This is a genomic window from Streptomyces lavendulae subsp. lavendulae, assembly GCF_002803845.1.
GTDB lineage: Bacteria > Actinomycetota > Actinomycetes > Streptomycetales > Streptomycetaceae > Streptomyces > Streptomyces lavendulae.
In genome coordinates, this window is the sequence record NZ_CP024986.1 from 72,499 (window position 1) to 93,562 (window position 21,064).

Sequence of the window (21,064 nt, forward strand, 5' to 3'; positions counted from 1 at the left end):
GGTTAGAAGTACCCTTCGCGCTTGCGGTCTTCCATCGCGGCTTCGGAGAGCTTGTCGTCGGCGCGGGTGGCGCCCCGCTCGGTGAGGCGGGAGACGGCGATCTCGGCGATCACGGCGTCGAGCGTGGTCGCGTCGGAGTCGACGGCACCCGTGCAGGACATGTCGCCGACGGTGCGGTAGCGCACGAGGCGCTTCTCGACGGGTTCGGTGTCCTTGGGGCCGCCCCACTCGCCCGCGGTCAGCCACATGCCGTTGCGCTGGAAGACCTCGCGTTCGTGGGCGAAGTAGATCTCCGGGAGTTCGATGCCCTCGCGGTCGATGTACTGCCACACGTCGAGCTCGGTCCAGTTGGAGAGCGGGAAGACGCGGACGTGCTCGCCGGGGGCGTGGCGGCCGTTGTAGAGCTGCCACAGTTCGGGGCGCTGGCGGCGGGGGTCCCACTGGGAGAACTCGTCGCGCAGGGAGAAGACGCGTTCCTTGGCGCGGGCCTTCTCCTCGTCGCGGCGGCCGCCGCCGAAGACGGCGTCGAACCTCAGCTGCTGGATGGCCTCGGTGAGGGGGACGGTCTGCAGCGGGTTGCGGACGCCGTCGGGGCGTTCGCGGAGCTTGCCGGCGTCGATGTACTCCTGGACGGAGGCCACGTGCAGGCGCAGTCCGTGCTTCTCGACGGCGCGGTCGCGGTAGGCCAGGACCTCGGGGAAGTTGTGGCCGGTATCCACGTGCAGCAGGGTGAAGGGTACCGGCGCGGGCGCGAACGCCTTCAGCGCCAGGTGCAGCATGACGATCGAGTCCTTGCCGCCGGAGAACAGGATCACCGGCTTCTCGAACTCACCCGCCACCTCACGGAAGATGTGCACCGCCTCGGACTCCATCGAGTCCAGGTGGTGCAAGGTCCTGGCCGCCTTGCGCAGGGGAACGACGGTGGTCACACGAGACCCCTCTGGTCGAGCAGCGCGTAGAGCTCCGCTGCGGATTGGTGGACGGTCCGGTGGTGCGACTCGATGCGCAGGTCCGGTGCCTCCGGTGCCTCGTACGGGTCGTCGACCCCGGTCAGGCCGGAGATCTCGCCCGCGGCCTGCTTGGCGTACAGGCCCTTCACGTCCCGCTCGGAGCACACCTCGACCGGGGTGGCCACGTGCACCTCCAGGTACGGGGTGCCCGCGGCGGCGTGGCGCTTCGCGACGGCCTCGCGGCTGTCGGCGAAGGGGGCGATCACCGGGACGAGGGCCTTCACGCCGTTGCTGGCCAGGAGTTCGGCGACGAACCCGATCCGCTGCACGTTGGTGTGCCGGTCCTCGCGGCTGAAGCCCAGCCCGGCGGAGAGGAACTCGCGGATCTCGTCGCCGTCGAGGACCTCCACCCGGTGGCCCTCGGCGCGCAGCCGCTCGGCCAGCGCGTACGCGATCGTGGTCTTCCCGGCGCTGGGCAGCCCGGTCAGCCACACGGTGGCGCCCTGGTCGCTCACGCTCATCTGCTCGCTCTCCGTATGTCGGGTCATCAGCCGTGCAGTCCGCACTCGGTCTTGCCGCGTCCGGCCCACCGGCCGGCCCGCGCGTCCTCGCCCTCCGCCACCCGGCGGGTGCAGGGGGCGCAGCCGACGGAGGCGTAACCGTCCATCAGCAGCGGGTTGGTCAGCACCCCGTGCTCGGCCACGTACGCGTCCACGTCGTCCTGGGTCCAGCGGGCGATCGGGGAGACCTTGACCTTGCGGCGCTTCCCGTCCCAGCCGACGACCGGGGTGTCCGCCCGGGTCGGGGACTCGTCGCGGCGCAGGCCCGTCGCCCAGGCGTCGTACCCGGTCAGGCCCTCCTCCAGCGGCTTGACCTTCCGCAGGGCGCAGCACAGGTCCGGGTCCCGGTCGTGGAGCCCGGGGCCGTACTGCGCGTCCTGCTCGGCGACGCTCTGGCGCGGGGTCAGGGTGATGACGTTGACGTCCATCACCGCCTCCACCGCATCACGCGTACCGATCGTCTCGTCGAAGTGGTAGCCGGTGTCCAGGAACACCACGTCCACCCCCGGGAGCACCCGGGACGCGAGGTGCGCGACCACCGCGTCCTCCATCGAGGAGGTCACGCAGAATTTCCTCCCGAAGGTATCGGCGGCCCACCGCAGGATTTCCGGCGCGAGCGCATCCTCCAGTTCCCGGCCCGCCCGTTCGGCCAGCATTTCGAGATCGGTCATCCGGCGGCTCCTTTACTGGGGAAAGCGGCGCACGGGCAGGAATTCGCTCCGCCGAGATTAGCAATGCGGACACGTAAAGCACTGACGGTTCGCTGATCGCGGCCATTTTCGGCCCGAACGGCCAGAAGGAGCGACCATGGGCCTCTCACCTGGGATTTCGAGCATTTCTGGGGATTTGCGGGGCGCGGTCAGGGAGCGGTAAGGCGGCTATCAGCGGACCGCCAGCACCCCTGTGCCATAGTGGGCCGAAAATTGCGTCGAATCCCGTGCTGGCCGACGGGCCAGAAGGTGCGGATCCAGCGAACAAAGCCACCCACTGGCCGGTTTTAGTATTCTGGCCGACATCCCCGGAGAGGGCACGCGGAGAAATGAGACTGCAAGGACAAGGACTGCGGCGAGGAAGGCTGATGCGCCGCCTCGCGCTCTGTCTCTCGGCGGTGGGACTCACCGCCTCCATGCTCACCGGAGCGGAACCCGCCGCCGCCGGCACGCCGGTGACCTGGACTTCCACCTTCCAGGGCACCGACGGCGTCACCTACTCGGCGACCAACCACCTGGTACCGGCCTCCAACGGCCCCGGACGGCAGTGGATGCTCGTCTGGGCCGGCCCGGCCAAGCAGCCCGCGCCCGACTTCCTGACCGTCATCGACGCCACCCCGGGCTCCCCCACGTACGGCAAGGTCGCCAACACCGTCACCGTCGGCCCGAACAACGGCAACGAGCCGCACCACATGCAGTACGTGTGGCACAAGGGCGACCGGATCTACGCCGGCGGCATCATGAGCGACACCACCTTCGTCTTCGACGCGAAGGCGCTGCCCGCGCTGACCATCGCCGGGGTCAACTCCACCGTCGACACCCCCTGCGGGACCCTGCCCGACGCCTACCAGGTGCTGAGCGACGGCACCGCGTACGGCACGTACATGGGCGGCCCCAACGTGACCGGCCCCTGCACCTACACCAACGGCCAGGTGCGGGTCGGCAACGGCGCCGCCGGCTCCCCCGGTGAGATCGTACGGATCGGCCCGGACGGCAGGACCCTCGCCGAGATCCCGGCGGCCACCGAGGCCGGCGAGGACCCGGCCCAGTGCGGCAACGTCCCGGCGCTGCCCGCCGCGACCTGCGCGAACCCGCACGGGGTGGCCGTCCGCGAGGACCTGAACGTCATGGTGGCGAGCGACTTCGCCGAGGCCCGCAACTTCATGACGCCCGACTCGGTGCTGAAGGAGAACCTGGCCCGCCAGACCGTCCGCGTCTTCGACATCACCGACCGGAACAACCCGGCGCTGCGCTCGGTGTCCAAGGTCGCCGACGGACCGCGCGGGGCACAGGAACCCCGTGCCTTCTTCCGCGAGTCCCGGGTGGTCATGGAGACCGCGCTGACCAACCGGCCCGGCCACAAGGGCGCGTTCGTCTCCTCCATGGCCGGCGGGGCCGTCTTCTACACCCCGGACATCACCGCGCCCGCCCCGCAGTGGAAGGAGGTCTTCGACGACACCACCGCCTACCGCAGCTTCCAGCGCGACACGGGTGTCACCGGCAGCGGGGACAACGGCAGCTGGCTGGCCGTCAGCCCCGACGACCGGTTCCTCTTCCACACGGTGATGGGCCAGTCGGTGCCCTACGGCAAGCCCCTCGACCAGACCACCGGCATGATCTACGTCCTCGACATCCAGAAGCTCCTCGCCGCCGGCAACGGGGCCCAGTGCTCGGTCGACGAGCTGGCCGAGGCGAGCCGCGGCGGCCACGAGCGGGACTGCCCGGAGCTGGTCAGCACCGTGCCGATCCGCGACGTCAGCTCGGGCGGCCCGCACTGGGGCGCCATGGACAACTTCCGGCGGGGCGCGGACGGCGTCTACCGCGAGACGCAGAACGTCAGCCGGATCGCGGTCGCCAACTACTTCGTCGCCGGGTCCTTCGGCGGCGGCGGCGACCACCGCGTGTGCATGTTCGACCTCGACCGGCGCGGCCAGGTCTCCCTGGACCGCTCCTTCCGCGACGAGAACACCGGCAAGCCCTGCGTGGGCTTCAACCGGGCGTCCTGGCCGCACGGCGACACCGGCGACGCCCAGCCGCACGGCGTGCTGTTCGTGGTGAGCGACAGCGTCGTACGACGGTGAGCGCCGTCCTCGCGGCGGCGGTCGTCCTGACCGCCGCCCTGGCACTCGGCCTGGTGCTGCTCCTGCGCACCGGGCTGCTGCGCCGCCGCACCACCGCCTCGGCGTACTTCGCCGCGGCGGTGGCCTGCGCGGTCGCGGCCGGGCTGTGGTTCCCGGGCGGGCCCGCCGGACCCGGCGCCCCGGCGCGGCCGGTCGCCGGGGGTCCGCTGCTGGGCTCGCTCGGACTGGGCGCCCGGCAGGTCCCGGTGCTGGTGGTACCGAACCGGCCCGGGTACAACCTGGTGGCCGTCGGCGCCGACGGGGCCTCCGCGGGGACGGGCCGCGACCGGCTCGTCAAGGGCGAGCGGCGGCCCGGTTCCACCCTGACCTGGGTACCGGTCGAACTGCCCGCCGGACCCGCGCGGGTGTGGGTCTCCGCAGGCGGGGCCCTGGCGCCGCTGGCGGTGGACACGGGCCGGGCGGGCGGCGGGGGCCCGCGCGCCGACGTGCGGGGCGCCGACGGGCCGGAGTGCGCGAGCGCCGCCGCCGGAGCCGTCGTCGGCGGCAGCCCCGGGCCGCTGGCCGGCTGCCCGGCGGACCGGCTCACGGACGCGGACGCCGCCGCGCTGCGCGAGACCGTCGGCTTCCTCGCCGGGCGCGGGGCCCGCTCCCTGGCCCTCGCCGAGGACGGCTCCCCGCGCGGCCGGGCCGCCGCCGCCGAGGTGCGCGCCGCGGCCGCCCGCGCGGGCGTCTCCGTAGGACGGCCGGACTCGACCCGCCGGCCGCTGGTCGTCACCGCCGGCTGGGCGGGCGCGGAAGGCGCCGTACGCGACGTGGAGGCGGGCCGGACCACCGCCGAGGGCACCTACCTGGCGCCCTGGCTGTTCACCGCCCCGCTGCTGTCCCCCGGCGCGGGCCAGCTGGTCCCCCTGCGGTACGCGCCGAACGGCCCCGCCGCCGTCGAGTACCTGACGGCGCTCGGCGCCCGCCTCCCGGGCGAGCCGCCCACCGCCTCCGGGTACGAGGCCTGGCGCCTGGCGCGCGGCACCTCGGGCCCGGCGCCCGCCCGGCTGTACGCCACCGCCGTGCTCTACGTACCCGGCAGCGGCGGCTCCGGCGGCCACCACCACGAGGGGACGACGAGCTGGCTGCCCAGCGGAATGATCGTCCCGGTGGCGAACCTCGGCACGGCCTGACCCCCTCCCCCCTCCCCGTAGGAGCACGGACTCATGACGGAAACAGTCGCGCCGCCGGTCCGCACCGCGCGGACCGCCCGGCCCGCCGCCAAGCGCCCCGAGGGCCAGTGGGCGCTGGGCGAACGGGAACCGCTCAACGCCAACGAGGAGTTCAAGCAGGTCGAGGACCCGCTGCTGGTGCGCGAGCGCATCGAGCGGATCTACTCCCGCGAGGGCTTCGCCTCCATCGATCCCGACGACCTGCGCGGCCGGATGCGCTGGTGGGGGCTGTACACGCAGCGCAAGCCCGGCATCGACGGCGGCCGGACCGGCTCGCTGGCCCCGGAGGAGCTGGAGGACGAGCACTTCATGATGCGGGTGCGCAGCGACGGCGGCACCCTCGACGCCGACCAGCTGCGGGCGATCGCCGACGTCTCCGTGCGCTTCGCCCGCAACACCGCGGACGTCACCGACCGGCAGAACATCCAGCTGCACTGGGTGCGGATCGAGGACGTGCCCGCGATCTGGCGCAGGCTGGAGGAGGTCGGCCTGTCGACGACCGAGGCCTGCGGGGACTGCCCGCGCGTCATCGTCGGCAGTCCGGTGGCCGGGGTGGGCGCCGACGAGGTCCTCGACGCGACCCCGGCCGTACGGGAGATCGCCGCCCGCTACATCGGCGACCCGTCGCTGTCGAACCTGCCGCGCAAGTACAAGACGGCGGTGTCCTGGCTGCCGGACGTCCCGTACGAGATCAACGACCTGGCCTTCCTGGGCGCGGTCCACCCCGAGCACGGGCCGGGCTTCGGCATGTGGGTGGGCGGCGGCCTGTCGACCGTCCCGGTCCTGGCGCGGCACGTCGGGGTGTGGGTGCCCCTCGCCGAGGTCCCCGACGTGTGGGCGGCGGTGGCCCGCCTGTTCCGCGACTACGGCTACCGGCGGCTGCGCGGGCGGGCCCGCCTGAAGTTCCTGATCGCCGACTGGGGCGTGGAGAAGTTCCGCCGCGTCCTGGAGGAGGAGTACCTGGGCCGCCCCCTCCTCGACGGCCCGGCCCCCTCGCTCCCCCCGGCCCCGATCGACCACATCGGTGTACACCCGCAGAACGACGGCCTGTCGTACGTGGGCGCGGCGCCGGTCGCCGGCCGCCTGTCGGGGACGCGGCTGGGGGCACTGGCCGACCTGGCGGAGGCCCACGGCAGCGGGCGGGTACGCCTGACTCCGTACCAGAAACTGCTGGTCCTGGACGTGGCCGATCCGGAGCCCCTGATCACGGACCTGGCGGAGATCGGCCTCCAGGCCCGCCCCTCCCCCTGGCGGCGGAACACGATGGCCTGCACCGGGATCGAGTACTGCAAGCTGGCGATCGTGGAGACGAAGGAGCGGGCGGCGACGCTGGTCGCGGAGCTGGAGAAGCGGCTGGCGGGCGAGGACGTGGGCCTGACCGTCAACGTCAACGGCTGCCCCAACTCCTGCGCCCGTACGCAGGTCGCGGACATCGGCCTCAAGGGCCAGCTGGTCGCCGACGAGGACGGCCGGCAGGTCGAGGGCTTCCAGGTCCACCTGGGCGGCAGCCTGACCCTCGCGGCGGACCAGGAGGGCGGCTTCGGCAAGAAGCTCCGCGGCCTGAAGACGACGGCCGCGGACCTCCCGGACTACGTGGAACGCCTCACCCGCGCCTACCTGGCGGGGCGCACGGACGAGTCGGAACCCTTCGCGGCCTGGGTAGCCCGCTGCGACGAGTCCGCCCTGCAGTAACCCGCCCGCAAGCACATCCGGCGCCTGCCGGCCGCCCGCACCCCGCCCTCGACCGCCGACCGCCGACCGCCGACCGCCGACCGCCGACCGCCGACCGCACACGAGCACTCCAGCTACCGCCGGGGCGATGCGAGGGCTCGTCCTTCGGGCAGGTCGGCAAGGCCGGGGGCGGACAGGTGCAGGACTTCGTAGTGTTCGGTCGCGCTCTGGTCCGGGACGGAGGTGTCCTCCCACAGCACGAACCGCAGCAGTTGCCAGTGGTGGGGGTCCACGGCCAGTACTGCGGTGTGGACGCCGCTGTGGCAGGAGAGCTGCCGTAGTTGCTCGGCCTCCCGCTCGATGAGCCTCGACGTGCCCAGTCCGGTGCCGTCCAGGTCCGCGTCGTAGGGCAGGGGGGTCACGCGGCGCGAGGCGGCCCGGGGAAGCGCTGTGCGGGCGGGGCCGGCGTGGCAGGCGATGCCGGTCCAGTGGAGGGCGGCAGGGCGGCCGAAGTCCCGGATGATGTTCTGGAATCCGCCGCCGCCGACGAGGAAGTGGGCCATCGCGCCGGTGTCGTTCCAGAGGTAGAAGGGGGCGTACTGGTTGACCGGCGAGTTGTCGGTGCCGCGTTCGCGGATGAGGTACGCCTTGAGGCCCAGCCCCGCGCGGTCGTCGAGGACGTGGCCGCCTGCGGCGACCCGCTGGCGGATGATCTTCATGTCGTAGTCGGCGGGCAGGGTGATCTCGTACTGCTTGGCGTACACGAGAGGTGTTGCCTTCCTCAGTCTGTGGTCTGTGGTCTGTGGTTGGTGGTCGGTTGGCCGACGGGCCGGTGCGGTCTGCGTGGGACATGGGCTTCGGCAACCTGGAAGCAGGCAGGGCCGGTCGTCCCGCCGCCCCTCGCCGAGCGAACCGCGGGGTGCGTCACGCGCCGCTCGGTACGCCTGCGTTCGTGAGAATGTCGCGTGCCGGCAGCGCCGTGCTCTGGGCGGCGGTCAGACCGGAGGCCGCCAGGTGGGCGTCCACGATCCGAAGGCCGGCCGCATATCCGGCGAAGTCAGGCAGTCCGACGGGCTGGTGCCCCATGTGCCGTGCGGTGGCGTCGCCGTACACGTACGCGGGCAGGTTCTGCATCCCGGCCACATCGATCCCGGCCGCGACCTTCTCGTAGACGTCGTCCAGTTCCGGGCCGGACAGCGTCGTCGCCCAGGGCCCCATGGCCGGCGCACCCGCCAGTTCCCGCACGAACGCCTCCGCCAGCCCCTCGGCCACGACCTGCTCGCCGACCGTGACCGTCATCGGATTCCAGACCACATTGGCATAGCGCACGTTGTGGTGGAGCTCGTGCGCCGCGACGTAGCCGATCTTCGCCAGGCTGGTCTCGGTGGGCCACATCGTCAGCTGGATCGCCCCCGGGATGCCCCCCATACCGAGGTAGCCGGCGTTGCGAACCGTCAGCAGGTCGTCATCGGGGTCTCCGAGTACCAGGACGACATGCACGGTCTCGGCGGTCTTGACGCCGGGCACCGCACCGCTCAGTCGCTCCCACGCCGCGGCGAGACAGTCCGCGATCCGGCCCCACACGTCCGCGTCCCGCATCTGACCCAGGGCCGTCAGGTAGCGCGGGTCCTCACGGTCGATCCGGAAGCCGCTGCCCATCCGGTGCATCTGGACCACGTCGATGCCCACCGCGGACATCACGCCGTGCAGAGGGCTGAGCATGTCCCGTAGGGCCTCGGGCCGCTCCGTCAGCGGGCGCTGCAGGAGATCGAGCATGGCGGACGCCGTGTCATGAACAATGATCTTCATGACCTGGGACCGTAGGGCCTCACGTTACGGGAGGTTCAACCGTCAGGTTCTCCGCCCCGGTTCCTCCCGCACCACCACCTGACTCACCCGGTCGATCACGACCCGACGGACAGGGGACGGCTCCGCTCCGCGCAGCGGAAAGCGCCGGGCCGGGCCCTTGACGGGGACCCGGCCCGGGTGGGGGGTGAACAGGGGGGTCAGGAGGAAGGGGCGGCGGCCAGCTCCGCGGCAAGGGCTTCGCGGATGACGGCCGCACTGCGGTCCACGTCGTCCTCGGTGGTGCGCCAGTTGACGACCGAGATGCGCATCGCGGCCCGGCCCTCCCACACCGTGCCGCCGAACCAGCAGACGCCGCTCTCCTGGATCCGCGCGATCACGTTCCGGGTGACCCGGTCGTCGTCCCCGAAGCGGACCAACAGCTGGTTCAGGACGACGTCGTTGAGGAGCTCCACCCCCTCCACCCCCGCCAGGTGCCCCTCGAAGCGCCGCACGTGCGCACAGCAGCGTTCGACGAGGTCCGCGACCCCCGACCGGCCCAGGGAGCGCAGCGCGGCCCAGACCGGCAGGCTGCGGGCGCGCCGGGAGAAGTCGGGGACCCACTCGATCGCGTCGCGTTCCCCGTCGGTGCCGGGCGGGAGGTACCCGGCCCGCTCGTTGAGCATGGCGGCCCGGTGCGCCTCGGGGTGCGCGATGACCACGATCCCGCAGTCGTAGGGGACGTTGAGCCACTTGTGGGCGTCCAGCGCCCAGGAGTCGGCCCGCTCCACGCCCTCGACGAGGGGGCGCAGCCGCGGGCTGGCGGCGGCCCACAGGCCGAAGGCACCGTCGACGTGCACCCAGGCCCCGTACCGGTGCGCGATGTCGCAGACCTCGCCGACCGGGTCGATGGCGCCGGAGTTGACGTCGCCGATCTGCGCGCAGACGATGACGGGCCCGTCCAGGCCGGCCAGGGTGCGCTCCAGTTCGGCGGGGATCATGCGGCCCTTGTCGTCGACCGGCACGTTGCGGATGCGGGCGGTGCCGAAGCCGAGGTAGCGGGCGGCCAGGTCGATGGTCATGTGGTGCTGGGCGCCGGCGACGATGGCCACGTCGGGCGCGCCGCCCAGGCCCTCGCGCTCCACGTCCCAGCCGGCCTCGGCGAGGAGTTTGTGGCGGGCGGCGGCCAGGGAGGTCAGGTGGGCCATGGTGCAGCCGGTGGGGAAGCCGACGGAGGCGTGCGCGGGCAGGCCCAGGAGTTCCAGGACCCACTGCGCGGCGACGTCCTCGGCGACGGCGATGGCCGGTGAGAGGTTGTAGAGGCTGGCGGTCTGGTCGTAGGCGGCGACGAGCCAGTCGGTGGCGATGGCCACGGGGAGGGTGCCGCCGGTGACGTAGCCGAAGTAGCGGGGGCCGTTGGCGGTGGGGATGCCGCCCTCGGCGACGGCCCGGCCGATGAGTTCGATGGTGTCGGTCGCCGTGCCCGGCCCGGCGGGCAGCGGGCCACCGAACATTTTCAGCAATTGTTCGGAACCGGCAGTGGCACCGACCGGCCGATCGGCGAGACCCGCCAGATATTCGGTGGCCTGCTGATAGGCCAATGCGAGAGGCGCACTGTCTGCTGTGGTCATAGTACTAACCTAGGGCGCGGGCACTGACGTACGACTGACGAATTTGGCCGGAACAACCGGTTACCCCGACTCCGTGGACTTCACGGGCCGTTGGACTGTATTACTTTCTCCTGTGGCCCGGTCCGACCGGCGGGCCGCCCGTGCCGAGCCATGAGACATGAGGAGTCCCGATGTCCGACGAGCAGACACGCAAGGTTATCGACCAGTTCAACCAGGCATTCCAGCAGCACGACCCCAGCCTGCTGAAGGACCTCCTCGCCGAGAACTGCCGGCTGGAGAACTCCGGCCCGGCTCCCGACGGTTCCAAGCACGTCGGCTACGACGAATGTCTGCAGTTCTGGAGCGCCATCGCGGGCAACGAGGGAATGACCTTCGAGGTGGAGGAGGTCTGGACGGCCGGCGAGCGCGCGGTGTGCCGCTGGACGCTGCGCTGGGGCGGCGGTCCGCAGGACTTCGTGCGGGGCGTGAACGTGACCCGCCTCGAAGGCGGACTGATCGTCGAGAGCTTCGGCTACGTCAAGGGCTGATCCCCGGAAAACCCGAAAAGGAGGGGGCACGGGCCGCATGCGGCCCGTGCCCCCTCCTTTCGCGCTTCCGCGCTTTCGCGCGCCGTTCCCCGCCGGTGTCAGCCGAGCTGGGAGACGATCATCACGCAGTCCTCCAGCGCCTTCGTGGCGTGGCCCTTGCCGTGCGTGTCCTCGACCAGCTGGGTGTTGCCGGGCACGAAGGTGCGCCAGGTGCCGTCGCTGACACCGCACTCCATCCGGCCGCTGACCAGGGTCATGATCTGGCGGCGCGGCGCCGGGTGGAAGTCGCCGAACCATCCGGCCGGGATGTAGAGGTAGACGGCCTGCTTGGCCGGCACGCCCTCGGAGACGAAGAGCGACGGCGCGGGCGGGGCGAAATTCACCGCCGTCACCTCAAGCGTCTCGTCGATGAAATGCGATTCCCCGTTCTCGTCGGCGTACAGACGCGATACGGCAATCTTGGCGGTCTCGGCGCTCACGGGAACTCCCCTGGTACCAGATTCGTAGTGGCTCGATCGTCTTCGACTATCCCAGTCACCACTGATGGCCCCCTGACCGGTGCCCGTATTCCCTTCTCAGATATTCATCAGCACGCTGTCAGCCGTCCCGTGCCAAGCTGATGTCACAGAAAGGCCGAGGAGAGGTTCCCAAAGCGGCCTAATGGGGTCCGGAAACTCGCCGGACGGGCTCTGCCCACGCAGGTTCGAATCCTGCCCTCTCCGCTGGTGCTCATCCCAGGCACGCGCATCCCGATCCGGTACCAGGGGTGCGCGTGTCTTTGGCATGAGGGGCCCCGCACCCACCCGCAGCAGTGTGCGGGGCCCCGCGAGCGCCTCCCTTCGTCCCCGGACCCGCGGCACGCGGCGCGCGGTGCGGGCGCGGCCGGCCGGCACTCCGCCCACCGGCATCCCGCCCGCCCCGGGCCCTTCCGCCCGCGGGTCCCGTCGACGGATCCGCACCCACTTCCCCATCTCCGGCGCGACCCGAACAGGCGTCGTTTTCCGAGCGACCCCGAGAGACATGGAGACGCAGTTGCCCAGCACCGACAACCACACCGTGCCCACGATCCGCAGGACCGACGCCGCCGCGCTCGTGGAGGAGGTCTCCTCCTGGCTGACCGTGGACGCCGACGAGATCGACGCCAAGTTCCTGGGCGAGCGCTCGCGCGTCGTCGAGGCGGTCGGCGAGATGAACTCCGCCGCCGTCGCCGGCCCCGACCGGGCCGACGCCCACTACCACCAGCAGCTCCTTCTGTCGCGCATCTACCAGACGGTGATGCAGATACCGGACCAGCCGACGGCCGAGGGCTCGGTGCTGCTGCACGAGGTCACCCGGATGCTGGAGAACGCCACCCTGGCCGCCGAGGACGCCCACCTGGAGCCGGGTCTCCTGGAGTCGGCGCCCACCGAGCCCAAGCAGTTCCTGTCCTGGCTCAAGCAGCTGGTGCGCAAGCACCGCGCCTTCAAGCACCCCTACTACACCGACTTCATCAACCGCGAGGCGCAGCGCGAGGACCTGCGCACCTACGTCATCCAGGAGTCGCTGATCGACGGCCGCTTCGACGACTTCCTCGCGATGATGCAGATCGGTACGGCCGGCGCCAGCAAGATGGAGATCGCCGGGAACTACTGGGACGAGATGGGCAACGGCGATCCCGAGGCCGTGCACACCCACCTCTTCAACAAGATCTACGAGGTGTTCGACGTCCGCACCGAGGACCTCGAAGCCGCCATGACCACCACCGACCTGCACTCCGGCAACCTCGCGGTGCTGCTGTGCCGGTACCGCCACCTCTACCCGGAGGCGGTCGGCTTCCTCGGCATGACCGAGTGGCTGGCCCCCGACCGGTTCCGCAACGTCGTCCGGGCCTGGGAGCGCCTGGGCCTGCCCGAGGTCGGCATCACCTACCACCGGCTGCACATCACCATCGACTCGCAGCACGCGGCGGGCTGGTTCCACAACGTGGTCATCCCGAGCGCCGACACCGCGTACATGCGCCGCGGCATCGCCCGGGGCGCCCTGTGGCGGGCCAACTCCTCGGCCCGGCACCTCGACGAGCGCCTGGACCTGGCCCGGCCCGGCACGGACCGGGCCGCCGCCGCCGAGCGCACGCCCGTCGCCGCGGGCTGAGCCGTGCCGACGGGTGCGCACGGGCTGCGCGAGCACGGCTTCGCGCCGGTCGTCCTGCCGCCGGTCCCGGCGGCGGTCACGGCGGGCTTCCGCGACCACCCGTACCGCACGCTGCGGCTGCGGATGTCCTGGACGGCGGACGACGACTGGCTCTTCCAGTACGTCCCGCCGTCCGGGGCGCCCGCGCCGGGCGGTCCGGTACGCGACCTCGCGGACCGGCGCCTGGCGGCGGGACTCGGCTCCCTCCTGCGGGGCACGCTCAGCGGTCCGTGGCTGGACGTCCACGCCGACTGGCTGATCGCCCTGCACCGCATCCGGACGGTCGCCCCGGCGGGGACGACGGTCCGGTTGGCCCCACCCGAACCCCCCTCACCGGACTGCGAATTCACCCTCCTGGCCCTCCTGGGCCGGGAGGGCGAGGGCAGCCTGCGCTCCCGCCTCCACGGCCCGGCCGGGTCCTCGGAGACGGCGCTGCGTCCCGGCCAGGGTCTCCTCCTCGACCGCCGCACCGTCATCGACGACCTCCACGACCTGCTGGCCGGCCCCGGCGGCCCGGTGACCCAGGACCTCCTGACCGCCCACCTCTCCCCGGCCTCCGGCCCGCCGGCCTCGGCCCTGCGCATCCGCCCGATGCTGGTCCGCGGCCCGACCGGCACCCTCCTCCACACCCGCCCGGCCCTGCGCTGACCGACACCCGACCCCCTCCCGCCACCCGGCGGGAGGGGGTCACCCCTTCTCACCCAGCGCGTTCCGCAACCAGTCCAACGGGCCCTGCCCCAGCAGTTCGTCGGCGAGCCGCCGCCCGGTCTCCGTCGTCAGCCGTCCCCGGCTGTTGTCGACCCACCGCTGCGCGGCCGCGTACCCCTGCGCGCGGTACTCGATGCCCTGGAGCATGCACTCCAGCTTGTCGGCGTCCCGCGCACAGACCGCCTCCGGCGAATCCCCGGCCTCGTACTCGGCGACCAGCTCCCGGATCGCCGAGGCCAGCACGTCGGGCATGCCGGCGGTCTGATCGGCCGTCACGGCCTTCGGGTCGCCCGCCGGCGCGTACTTCTTCCCGAGGTGGTTCACGTCCCCGGTCCGGGTCTCCTGCGTGTCGTGCCACACCGCGAGGAACGCGGCCCGCGCGGGATCGGCGCCCTCCAGCTTCGCGATGACCGAGGCGATCAGCGAGGCCCGCCACGAGTGCTCGGCAACGCTCTCGGGCTGCTTGACCCCGGCCATCCACCAGCCCGTACGGGCCGTGTTCTTCAGCGTCCCCGCCTCGTAGAGGAACCGTGCCACCGCGGACAGGTCGTCAGCCACGTCTGTTCTCCTTCTCACGCCTCGGCGAGGCGGAATGCGTACCGGATCCCCTCCAGCTCCCGACGCGCTCGCGTCGAGGGCCTGGTGACATCCAACAGCACCGGAAGTCGATCGCGGAGGGCGCGTACGGGCGTGGACGTCGTCCGGAGAAGGCCGGGCCGCGCCGCGAGCAGCGCCCACAAGGTGTGCACATTCAGGTCGAAGAATCCGCGCTCCGGAGCCAAGCTCGCCACGAGGTGCTGGAACAACTTATGGCCGTGCCACGCCGGGGCGGAAGAATCGGCGATGAAGTCGTCCGACAGTTGAAGGTGCGTCGACTCGCCGACCCAATAAGCCCAGTAGCTCAGGTTCGCGCTTTCACCCGCGTCGTTGTCCTCCAGGGTGGAGGTGATGAAGTGGCTCATGCGGTCTCGGTCCCCCCGGCGGGCGGCGACGGCGGCCACTGAGCGGGCGTTCAACCACTGGGTGAGCCAATTGTCGGGCCGCTGTGCCTTCTGCTGCTGTGCGAGCCAGTCAAAGGTGTCCGCCGCGTCGTCGTATCCGGCCAGGTAGAGGGCTTGGCGGCGCAATAGGAACTCGCCCGCACGTGCTTCCTCAGCTGTGTGCCGTATGCGGCGGAAGAACCGGTGCCGGTCGTCCGCGGAGAGTTCCGGCCCGGTGGGCACCGGACCACGGCGTGGGCGAGCCAAGCCTTGGACGCTGCGCATCGATTCGGGTGTCACGCCGTTCAAGGGCCAGGTCAGCACCTCAACCAGGTCGCGCTGCATGACCCACACACCCAAGGGGTTCTCGTACGCAGGCCCGTCGTCGTGGAGGGCGCTCGCCAGGACTACATCGGCCTCCAGAGCCTTGTCCAGGGCGATGAGCAGCGGCGGGCTGACGCCCATCCGCATGAGGCGGTGCCGGTGGATGAGCATCTGGCCGACGGCCAGCGAGGTCAACGGACGCCTCCCGGATTCCCAACCGGCAATCGTGTCCATGGACACGCAGAAAGCCTCAGCGAACGACTCTTGCGTGTGGTCGAGCTGCTCCCGGATGACTCGGAAGACATAGCCGGACACTATGCCACCGCGACGGCGCTGCTGACTTCCCTGACTGCTGGTACGGGTGGATTTCTGCGTGCCGGTCATGACCGCTCCTCTGCCTGCAACCAGGGCCAAATTACCCGTACCGCAGGTCACTTCGAGCGATATGACGCCATATCTACGCTCGTCTCACCACTCGCTGACGACAGCAGGGAGCACCGCCATGGACCCAGGCGAGACGCAGACGATCGAGCACCTCATCCGGCGGGCGATCGTGCCCTACTCGGAGCGGCCGGACGCCGAGGCCGTCGCGTGCCTCATCGACGGTCTGATCACCCACGGGCAGGCGCTCCACGCCCAGGTGACCGCGATCCCCGGCACCCGGCGGACGGAGCGCACCGCAGCGGCCCTGGCCGAGTGGTCGTACTTCGTCGACGCCGGCCCGACGGGGCGGGGCGACCACGCGAACTGGAACCACGCCCGCGCCCTGGCCCGGATCCTGCGGAACCTCCACTCCACCCGCGCCGAACAGTCGAGCAGGACCCGGTGACCGAGCGGCTGCGTCAGGTTCTCTACGTGCTCATCCTGCTCGGCGCACTCGCCGTCATCGTCGTCGGCAGCCACTGACCAGCACCTTCCCGCACACGACAGAGGGAGACGCACCATGACCAGCCCTCACCCGACCCCACCGCCGTGCGGCACGCGGCCCGGCAGCCCCGTACCGCCCGCCGTGACAGTCGAACCTTCCCGGCCGAACGCGCGGGCGCTCCTCAGTGACGCCGACTTCAACGCCGTGCTGGCGACGGTCCTCGACAACAATCGGGGAATGGACATCACGACGGCGAGCCGGATCGTCGTCGAGGCACTGAAGTTCACGGCCGCCGCCGCCCGGTTCCCCACGGTGCGCATCGCCCCGTCGCGCGAGGTCGACGAGGGCTGGCACGCACTCATCCTGCACACCCACCTGTACGCCTCGCTGTGCCACCGGCTCGGCCGGTTCGTGCACCACTTCCCCGAGCGGCCCGACCCGTCCCGCTTCGACGGCGACGTCCTCACGCACACCATCGCGCTGATCGAACAGGCGGGGTACACGGCCGATGCCGAGTTGTGGACGGGGCCCGACCGGTCCCTGGTCACCGTGGCGGCGAACTGCAACCACACCCCCGTGCCCGGCGGCTGCGGACCGATCAACCCCGGCGGCTGCGCCACGCACGGTGGGGGTGACGGCGGGGAATAGGCTGCCCCGGCAACAGCTACGGAAGGGTGGTCCATGGACGCGGACGAGGCGCGAGAGCTGGAGATGACACTGCGGCAGCTTCGGATCCCCGGGATCGTGGCGCCGGAGGATCCGCAAGACCCGCACGGTGCCTGGCGGGTCTATGACGAGGCCGACCCCGGCACACGACGGGACATCACCGCCGACGTGCTCGTGGCCGTCGCCGCCGCGCGGCGTCGGCAGGGCCCCACCCGCGGGTTCGTCATCCCCCGGGCGGGCTAGACCCTCCGACCCGCTCCGGCCGACACCTCGCGTCGGCCGGAGCTTCGATCAGACCGCGCAGCCTTCCCCCGCGGCCCAGCCGGATCATTCGGTGTCGAGGCCGTCGATCAGGCGGTTGAGGAAGCGGGTGAAGGTGGCTTCCGGTGTGAGGGGGCGGCCCGGGGCGGTCAGGACTTCCGCGAGTTCGGGGTGGTGGCCGTCCGCGGCGACAGCGGCGAGGTAGCGGGCTTCGGCCGCGAGCCGGTCGGGGGAGCGCAAGGCCGCGGCCCCCGCGATCTCGTGGGTGACGTGCCCGGCCACGAAGGCGGTGAGCTGCGCGAAGACCTCCAGTTTCGCCGCGCCGTCCAGCCCGCTGGGCCGCAGGGCGGCGAGTGCGCGTTCCAGGAAGGCCAGGGTGTTGGGGCCGGGGGTGCGGCGGCCGGCCAGGGCGGCGGGCAGCCAGGGGTGTCGCAGCATGTGGGCGCGCTGGAGGTGGGCGATGGCCTTCAGCTCCGCGCGCCAGTCCCCGCCGGGCGTGTGCTCGGCCGGCAGTTCGCCGGTGACGTGGTCGACCATCAGTTCCAGCAGCGTCTCCTTGTCGGGGGCGTAGCTGTACAGCGACATGGCGCCGGCTCCGACCTCCGCGGCGACCCTCCGGATGGTGACCGCTTCGAGTCCCTCCGCGTCGGCCAGGGCGACGGCCGCCGCCGTGATCGCCTCCCGGCTGTAGGCGGGCTTGCGGCCCCTGCGGGGCCGGGTGGAACCCAGCCAGAGCTGCTCCGGGTCGACGCCCGGGGCGCCGGCCTCTCCTGTACGGGGCATGTTCCGCGTTCCCTTCATGATCCACATGAGCTATTCTCGTACATCGTACGGATAAAGAGGAGGGGAACGATGGCAGCACGCACGCACGGTCCTGCGACGACGTCGACCTGGGCACCGCCTTCCGGCAAGCCGCCGCTGGCCTCACGGATCATGAGGGCGACCTGGCGCGGCCTCCCGGCCAAGCGGTACGACGTCGGGTGGGAGCCGGGGCTGCGGGTGCCGGCCGCCGACGGCGGCCCGCTGATGACGGACCACTACTTCCCCCGCGCCGAGGGCGACTTCCCCACCCTCCTGGTGCGCTCTCCGTACGGAAGGGGCCTGCCGTGGTCCCCCATGTACGGCGTGCTCTTCGCAGAACAGGGCTTTCACGTGGTGCTGCAGAGCTGCCGCGGCACCGGCGGTTCCGGCGGCGGGTTCGACCTGTGGCGCAACGAGGCCGCCGACGGCCGGGCCACGGTGTCCTGGCTGCGCGAGCAGCCCTGGTTCGACGGCTCCCTGGGGACCGTCGGCCCCAGCTACCTGGGCTACGTGCAGTGGGCCCTCGCCGCGGACCCGCCGCCGGAGCTGAAGGCGATGGTGGTGCAGGTGGGCCTGCACGACCCCCACGCCCTGTTCCACGCGCACGGTGCGCTCAACCTGGAGACCGCCCTCGCCGTCGGCACGGGCATGACCTACCAGCACCGGGGCATGGCAGCGTTCGTGAAGGCGACCCTGCGCCTGCAGCGGCGTCTGGGCGAAGCCACCACCGCGCAGCCGCTGCGCGGGGCGCACGTCGCGGCCCTCGGGGGCGAAGTGCCCTGGCTGGACGAGGTGATGACGCACCCGGACGCCGAGGACGTGTACTGGAACGGCGCGTCCCTGGGCGAGGTAGCGGAGCGGCACCGCGTGCCCACGAGCCTGATCACCGGATGGCATGACGCGCTGGCCGACCAGACCTTCGAGCAGTACGACCGGCTGCGTCGGGCCGGGTGCGAGACCTCCGTGCTCGTCGGCCCCTGGACCCACACGTCCGCACTCCAGCAGGGGTGGCCCGAGGTGTTCGCCGAGAGCCTCGCCTGGCTGCGCGCGCACCTGTACGGCGACCCCTCAGGTCTCCGTCCCACGAGGGTGCGCGTGCACGTCGGCGGCGCGGACGTCGGCGGCGCGGACGAGTGGCGGGACATGGAGGACTGGCCGCCGGCCGCGGTCGTCGGCCCGTGGTTCGCCACCGCGCGCAAGGACCTCACCCGGCAGGCTCCCGCGGATCGCGCCCCCCTGGCGTCGTTCCGCTACGACCCGGGCGACCCCACGCCCTCCCTCGGCGGCCCGCTGCTCTCCCGTACGGCCGGTTCCCGCGACAACCGCACCCTGGAGGCCCGGGACGACGTACTGACGTTCACCGGTCCTCCGCTGACCGAGCCCCTGGACGTCCTCGGCCCGGTCTCCGCGCGGTTGAGCGTCTCCACGGACACCGGTCACGCCGACGTCTTCACCCGCCTGTGCGACGTGGACCCACAGGGCCGCTCCGTCAACGTCTGCGACGGGCTGGGCCGGCTGAGGACGGACGGGCAGGAGGCCTCGGACGTCACCGTGCCGATGAGCCAGACGGCCCACCGCTTCGCCGTCGGTCACCGCGTGCGCTGGCAGATCAGCGGGGGCGCCCATCCGCGCTTCGCCCGCAACCCCGGCAACGGCGAGTCGCCGGTGGACGCCACCGCCTTCGCACCGGTGCGCATCACGCTCCACGCGGGCTCGGCGCTGATGCTCGCGGCGCCCGCCGACGGTGCCGGGCCCGACACCGCGGCGAACGGCTGACGGGCCGGACCCGGCGGCCGGCCGCTCAGACCTCCCCCGCCCCGCGCAGCAGTTCGTCCAGGCGGGTGAGGTCGGCGTCGCAGAGGCGGGCCGCGTCCAGGTCGTCGGGGGCGGCGGCGCAGGCCTGGAAGCGGTCCACGACCAGGAGGCCCTGGGTTTCGATCTCCTCGGGGGTCGGCATCTCGGGGTTCCTCCTCAGACCGCGTTGCAGGCGCGGAAGACGTGGACCAGCGCGGGCAGGCTGGCCCGGTGCTGGAAGGCGATGTACTCCGGCAGGACGGCGGAGGGCGCCCACTTCTGCTTGTACTCCAGCTGCGTGCGCGCCGGGTAGATGTGCGCGCCGTGCTCCCAGAGGTGCTCCATGAACCAGTGGAACCCGAGGCTGTGGCCCGGGAACTGCGGGGCCGTCAGGGAGGTGAAGGGCGTGAAGCCGAAGTGCAGCCAGCGGGTGCCCTCGGCGGTGAACACGTCGACGGCCGCCTTGTTGAGGGCCTCCATCACCCCGGGCGGGGAGTCGGGCTGCCGGCGGCTCAGGTCGTGCATCCAGCCCGGCTGGGGTCCGTACACCGGGGCGTAGGAGACGTAGCCGATCAGTTCGCCGTCGCGGACGGCGGCGAAGAGCCGGCGCAGGTGCTGGTAGCGGCCGCCGGTCTGGCCGACGAGGAACTCCAGCGGTTTGACGCCCTCGCCCTTGGTGGAGAGCCAGGCGGTGTCGAGGGCCGCGATCCGGTCCGCGTAGTCGTCGTAGGCGACCTCCTTGATCTCCAGGCCGCTGCGCAGCGCGCGCGAGATCTTGTTGCGCAGCTGCATGAACTTCGTGCCGGCCAGGGTGAAGGTCTCCAGGTCGACGGCGTACGAGGCGCCCATCTGGTTCACGGTGAAGCCCTGGTCGACGTAGACGTCGGCGTCCGCGCCCTGGAGCTGTACGGAGACGATCTCGCGCCCCTGCTCCGCGGCGAAGGCGGTGAATCCCGCGAGCAGGCGGGCGCGGGGGCCGGCCGGTCCGGCGGGTTCGAAGGGGGCGAAGGGGCCGCCGAACTGGACCAGGTAGCGGCCCACCGGCCGGTAGACGATCACCCCGGGCACGTCCGGCGACCGGAAGTAGCTGTTCCCGTCACTGAAGGCGAAATACGCGCTGGGATTTCCCGCGTCCGCGTACCGCCGGATGGCGTCGAGCGCGACATCCGTCTCCAGAATTGCTGCGGTCATTTCAGATCCATTCTCCCGCCGACACTTCCCCACGGCACTGCCCCACTTATGGCACGGGCGGCACCGCACCACAAGCCCACCCCACCCCCACGGTCAGTCGCACGTCAGCGGCGGGTCAGGAGAAAACGCAGGTCAGATGAGTGTCAGGCCTCAGTCAGACACTCAGTGAAACG

Annotated in this window: 22 protein-coding genes and 1 pseudogene; 11 read left to right on the forward strand and 12 right to left on the reverse strand. The window is 71.8% G+C overall.

Annotated features, from left to right (window positions below; translation table 11 throughout):
* Window positions 1-2 precede the first annotated feature (2 nt).
* The 3 genes from cysD to SLAV_RS39830 are packed head-to-tail and all read right to left on the reverse strand — an operon-like array spanning window position 3 to window position 2,181.
* Window positions 3-872 carry a sulfate adenylyltransferase subunit CysD gene (gene cysD, locus SLAV_RS39820; RefSeq protein WP_233109175.1) on the reverse strand — a complete coding sequence of 290 codons (870 nt, stop codon included), beginning with the start codon at window positions 870-872 and terminating at the stop codon, window positions 3-5.
* A gap of 53 nt (window positions 873-925) precedes the next feature.
* A complete protein-coding gene (cysC, locus tag SLAV_RS39825; protein ID WP_100661368.1) occupies window positions 926-1,471 on the reverse strand; it encodes an adenylyl-sulfate kinase in 546 nt (181 codons plus the stop codon).
* Window positions 1,472-1,497: 26 nt separating this feature from the next.
* Window positions 1,498-2,181 carry a phosphoadenylyl-sulfate reductase gene (locus SLAV_RS39830; protein ID WP_031943760.1) on the reverse strand — a complete coding sequence of 228 codons (684 nt, stop codon included), beginning with the start codon at window positions 2,179-2,181 and terminating at the stop codon, window positions 1,498-1,500.
* 407 nt (window positions 2,182-2,588) lie between these two features.
* On the opposite strand from SLAV_RS39830, the gene SLAV_RS39835 reads away from it, so the two are divergent.
* From SLAV_RS39835 to SLAV_RS39845, 3 genes are read left to right on the forward strand one after another with little or no spacing between them, the layout of a single operon-like run.
* Window positions 2,589-4,301, forward strand: a complete 1,713-nt coding sequence (locus tag SLAV_RS39835) for a hypothetical protein (RefSeq protein ID WP_031943759.1) — start codon at window positions 2,589-2,591, stop codon at window positions 4,299-4,301.
* The gene (locus SLAV_RS39840) at window positions 4,298-5,476 is read left to right on the forward strand and encodes a hypothetical protein (protein WP_031943758.1); all 1,179 of its coding nucleotides are present in this window, start codon (window positions 4,298-4,300) and stop codon (window positions 5,474-5,476) included. The genes SLAV_RS39835 and SLAV_RS39840 overlap by 4 nt, the downstream gene beginning before the upstream one ends.
* A 33-nt stretch (window positions 5,477-5,509) precedes the next feature.
* On the forward strand, window positions 5,510-7,207 hold the full coding sequence (locus tag SLAV_RS39845) for a nitrite/sulfite reductase (protein ID WP_030237769.1): 1,698 nt from the start codon (window positions 5,510-5,512) through the stop codon (window positions 7,205-7,207).
* Window positions 7,208-7,320: 113 nt separating this feature from the next.
* On the opposite strand, the gene SLAV_RS39850 is transcribed toward SLAV_RS39845, so the two are convergent.
* The 3 genes from SLAV_RS39850 to SLAV_RS39860 all read right to left on the reverse strand — a co-directional run bounded on the left by SLAV_RS39850 (window position 7,321) and on the right by SLAV_RS39860 (window position 10,602).
* On the reverse strand, window positions 7,321-7,950 hold the full coding sequence (locus tag SLAV_RS39850; protein ID WP_030237773.1) for a DUF4865 family protein: 630 nt from the start codon (window positions 7,948-7,950) through the stop codon (window positions 7,321-7,323).
* Window positions 7,951-8,110: 160 nt separating this feature from the next.
* Complete coding sequence (locus SLAV_RS39855; RefSeq protein ID WP_030237776.1) at window positions 8,111-8,995, reverse strand: DUF2268 domain-containing putative Zn-dependent protease; 885 nt, start codon at window positions 8,993-8,995, stop codon at window positions 8,111-8,113.
* 197 nt (window positions 8,996-9,192) lie between these two features.
* Window positions 9,193-10,602: a pyridoxal phosphate-dependent decarboxylase family protein gene (locus SLAV_RS39860; protein ID WP_030237779.1), complete on the reverse strand. Its 1,410-nt coding sequence runs from the start codon at window positions 10,600-10,602 to the stop codon at window positions 9,193-9,195.
* 170 nt (window positions 10,603-10,772) lie between these two features.
* Here SLAV_RS39860 and SLAV_RS39865 point away from each other — a divergent pair, with 170 nt between their 5' ends.
* A complete protein-coding gene (locus SLAV_RS39865) occupies window positions 10,773-11,129 on the forward strand; it encodes a nuclear transport factor 2 family protein (RefSeq protein WP_030237782.1) in 357 nt (118 codons plus the stop codon).
* Between the two features lie 98 nt (window positions 11,130-11,227).
* Here SLAV_RS39865 and SLAV_RS39870 read toward each other — a convergent pair whose 3' ends face one another.
* Complete coding sequence (locus SLAV_RS39870; RefSeq protein WP_030237785.1) at window positions 11,228-11,608, reverse strand: cupin domain-containing protein; 381 nt, start codon at window positions 11,606-11,608, stop codon at window positions 11,228-11,230.
* Window positions 11,609-11,766: 158 nt separating this feature from the next.
* Between SLAV_RS39870 and SLAV_RS41420 the strand changes: the two are divergent.
* The 3 genes and pseudogenes from SLAV_RS41420 (at window position 11,767) to SLAV_RS39880 (ending at window position 13,946) form a co-directional block, all read left to right on the forward strand.
* Window positions 11,767-11,851, forward strand: a pseudogene (locus SLAV_RS41420).
* 298 nt (window positions 11,852-12,149) lie between these two features.
* On the forward strand, window positions 12,150-13,259 hold the full coding sequence (locus SLAV_RS39875; protein WP_031943757.1) for an iron-containing redox enzyme family protein: 1,110 nt from the start codon (window positions 12,150-12,152) through the stop codon (window positions 13,257-13,259).
* Window positions 13,260-13,262: 3 nt separating this feature from the next.
* Window positions 13,263-13,946: a hypothetical protein gene (locus tag SLAV_RS39880; RefSeq protein WP_030237790.1), complete on the forward strand. Its 684-nt coding sequence runs from the start codon at window positions 13,263-13,265 to the stop codon at window positions 13,944-13,946.
* A gap of 39 nt (window positions 13,947-13,985) precedes the next feature.
* On the opposite strand, the gene SLAV_RS39885 is transcribed toward SLAV_RS39880, so the two are convergent.
* Window positions 13,986-14,564: an HD domain-containing protein gene (locus SLAV_RS39885; RefSeq protein WP_030237803.1), complete on the reverse strand. Its 579-nt coding sequence runs from the start codon at window positions 14,562-14,564 to the stop codon at window positions 13,986-13,988.
* A gap of 14 nt (window positions 14,565-14,578) precedes the next feature.
* A complete protein-coding gene (locus SLAV_RS39890; RefSeq protein WP_030237806.1) occupies window positions 14,579-15,694 on the reverse strand; it encodes a helix-turn-helix domain-containing protein in 1,116 nt (371 codons plus the stop codon).
* Window positions 15,695-15,812: 118 nt separating this feature from the next.
* On the opposite strand from SLAV_RS39890, the gene SLAV_RS39895 reads away from it, so the two are divergent.
* The 3 genes from SLAV_RS39895 to SLAV_RS39905 all read left to right on the forward strand — a co-directional run bounded on the left by SLAV_RS39895 (window position 15,813) and on the right by SLAV_RS39905 (window position 17,087).
* Window positions 15,813-16,139 carry a DUF6415 family natural product biosynthesis protein gene (locus SLAV_RS39895; protein WP_030237808.1) on the forward strand — a complete coding sequence of 109 codons (327 nt, stop codon included), beginning with the start codon at window positions 15,813-15,815 and terminating at the stop codon, window positions 16,137-16,139.
* Window positions 16,140-16,319: 180 nt separating this feature from the next.
* Entirely contained in the window at window positions 16,320-16,826 is a 507-nt protein-coding gene (locus SLAV_RS39900) for a glycine-rich domain-containing protein (RefSeq protein WP_037688299.1), read from the forward strand.
* Between the two features lie 33 nt (window positions 16,827-16,859).
* Window positions 16,860-17,087 (forward strand): hypothetical protein, encoded by a 228-nt coding sequence (locus tag SLAV_RS39905; protein WP_030237815.1) that lies wholly within the window; start codon window positions 16,860-16,862, stop codon window positions 17,085-17,087.
* 84 nt (window positions 17,088-17,171) lie between these two features.
* Here SLAV_RS39905 and SLAV_RS39910 read toward each other — a convergent pair whose 3' ends face one another.
* Window positions 17,172-17,888 carry a TetR/AcrR family transcriptional regulator C-terminal domain-containing protein gene (locus tag SLAV_RS39910; RefSeq protein ID WP_030237818.1) on the reverse strand — a complete coding sequence of 239 codons (717 nt, stop codon included), beginning with the start codon at window positions 17,886-17,888 and terminating at the stop codon, window positions 17,172-17,174.
* A 69-nt stretch (window positions 17,889-17,957) separates the two neighbouring features.
* Between SLAV_RS39910 and SLAV_RS39915 the strand changes: the two genes are divergently transcribed.
* Window positions 17,958-19,682, forward strand: a complete 1,725-nt coding sequence (locus SLAV_RS39915; protein WP_030237820.1) for a CocE/NonD family hydrolase — start codon at window positions 17,958-17,960, stop codon at window positions 19,680-19,682.
* Between the two features lie 25 nt (window positions 19,683-19,707).
* On the opposite strand, the gene SLAV_RS41675 is transcribed toward SLAV_RS39915, so the two are convergent.
* Both SLAV_RS41675 and SLAV_RS39920 read right to left on the reverse strand, forming a co-directional pair.
* Window positions 19,708-19,863: a hypothetical protein gene (locus SLAV_RS41675; protein ID WP_031943754.1), complete on the reverse strand. Its 156-nt coding sequence runs from the start codon at window positions 19,861-19,863 to the stop codon at window positions 19,708-19,710.
* 14 nt (window positions 19,864-19,877) lie between these two features.
* Window positions 19,878-20,891: a bifunctional lysylphosphatidylglycerol flippase/synthetase MprF gene (locus SLAV_RS39920; protein WP_030237822.1), complete on the reverse strand. Its 1,014-nt coding sequence runs from the start codon at window positions 20,889-20,891 to the stop codon at window positions 19,878-19,880.
* Window positions 20,892-21,064: the final 173 nt, after the last annotated feature.

What these genes read in the sequence shown, in the direction of transcription:
- cysD (WP_233109175.1), bottom strand. Translation starts at nt 872, where the DNA reads ATGGAGTCCGAGGCGGTGCACATCTTCCGTGAGGTGGCGGGTGAGTTC.
- cysC (WP_100661368.1), bottom strand. Translation starts at nt 1,471, where the DNA reads ATGAGCGTGAGCGACCAGGGCGCCACCGTGTGGCTGACCGGGCTGCCC.
- SLAV_RS39830 (WP_031943760.1), bottom strand. Translation starts at nt 2,181, where the DNA reads ATGACCGATCTCGAAATGCTGGCCGAACGGGCGGGCCGGGAACTGGAG.
- SLAV_RS39835 (WP_031943759.1), top strand. Translation starts at nt 2,589, where the DNA reads ATGCGCCGCCTCGCGCTCTGTCTCTCGGCGGTGGGACTCACCGCCTCC.
- SLAV_RS39845 (WP_030237769.1), top strand. Translation starts at nt 5,510, where the DNA reads ATGACGGAAACAGTCGCGCCGCCGGTCCGCACCGCGCGGACCGCCCGG.
- SLAV_RS39855 (WP_030237776.1), bottom strand. Translation starts at nt 8,995, where the DNA reads ATGAAGATCATTGTTCATGACACGGCGTCCGCCATGCTCGATCTCCTG.
- SLAV_RS39860 (WP_030237779.1), bottom strand. Translation starts at nt 10,602, where the DNA reads ATGACCACAGCAGACAGTGCGCCTCTCGCATTGGCCTATCAGCAGGCC.
- SLAV_RS39865 (WP_030237782.1), top strand. Translation starts at nt 10,773, where the DNA reads ATGTCCGACGAGCAGACACGCAAGGTTATCGACCAGTTCAACCAGGCA.
- SLAV_RS39875 (WP_031943757.1), top strand. Translation starts at nt 12,150, where the DNA reads ATGGAGACGCAGTTGCCCAGCACCGACAACCACACCGTGCCCACGATC.
- SLAV_RS39890 (WP_030237806.1), bottom strand. Translation starts at nt 15,694, where the DNA reads ATGACCGGCACGCAGAAATCCACCCGTACCAGCAGTCAGGGAAGTCAG.
- SLAV_RS39895 (WP_030237808.1), top strand. Translation starts at nt 15,813, where the DNA reads ATGGACCCAGGCGAGACGCAGACGATCGAGCACCTCATCCGGCGGGCG.
- SLAV_RS39905 (WP_030237815.1), top strand. Translation starts at nt 16,860, where the DNA reads ATGGACGCGGACGAGGCGCGAGAGCTGGAGATGACACTGCGGCAGCTT.
- SLAV_RS39910 (WP_030237818.1), bottom strand. Translation starts at nt 17,888, where the DNA reads ATGCCCCGTACAGGAGAGGCCGGCGCCCCGGGCGTCGACCCGGAGCAG.
- SLAV_RS39915 (WP_030237820.1), top strand. Translation starts at nt 17,958, where the DNA reads ATGGCAGCACGCACGCACGGTCCTGCGACGACGTCGACCTGGGCACCG.
- SLAV_RS41675 (WP_031943754.1), bottom strand. Translation starts at nt 19,863, where the DNA reads ATGCCGACCCCCGAGGAGATCGAAACCCAGGGCCTCCTGGTCGTGGAC.
- SLAV_RS39920 (WP_030237822.1), bottom strand. Translation starts at nt 20,891, where the DNA reads ATGACCGCAGCAATTCTGGAGACGGATGTCGCGCTCGACGCCATCCGG.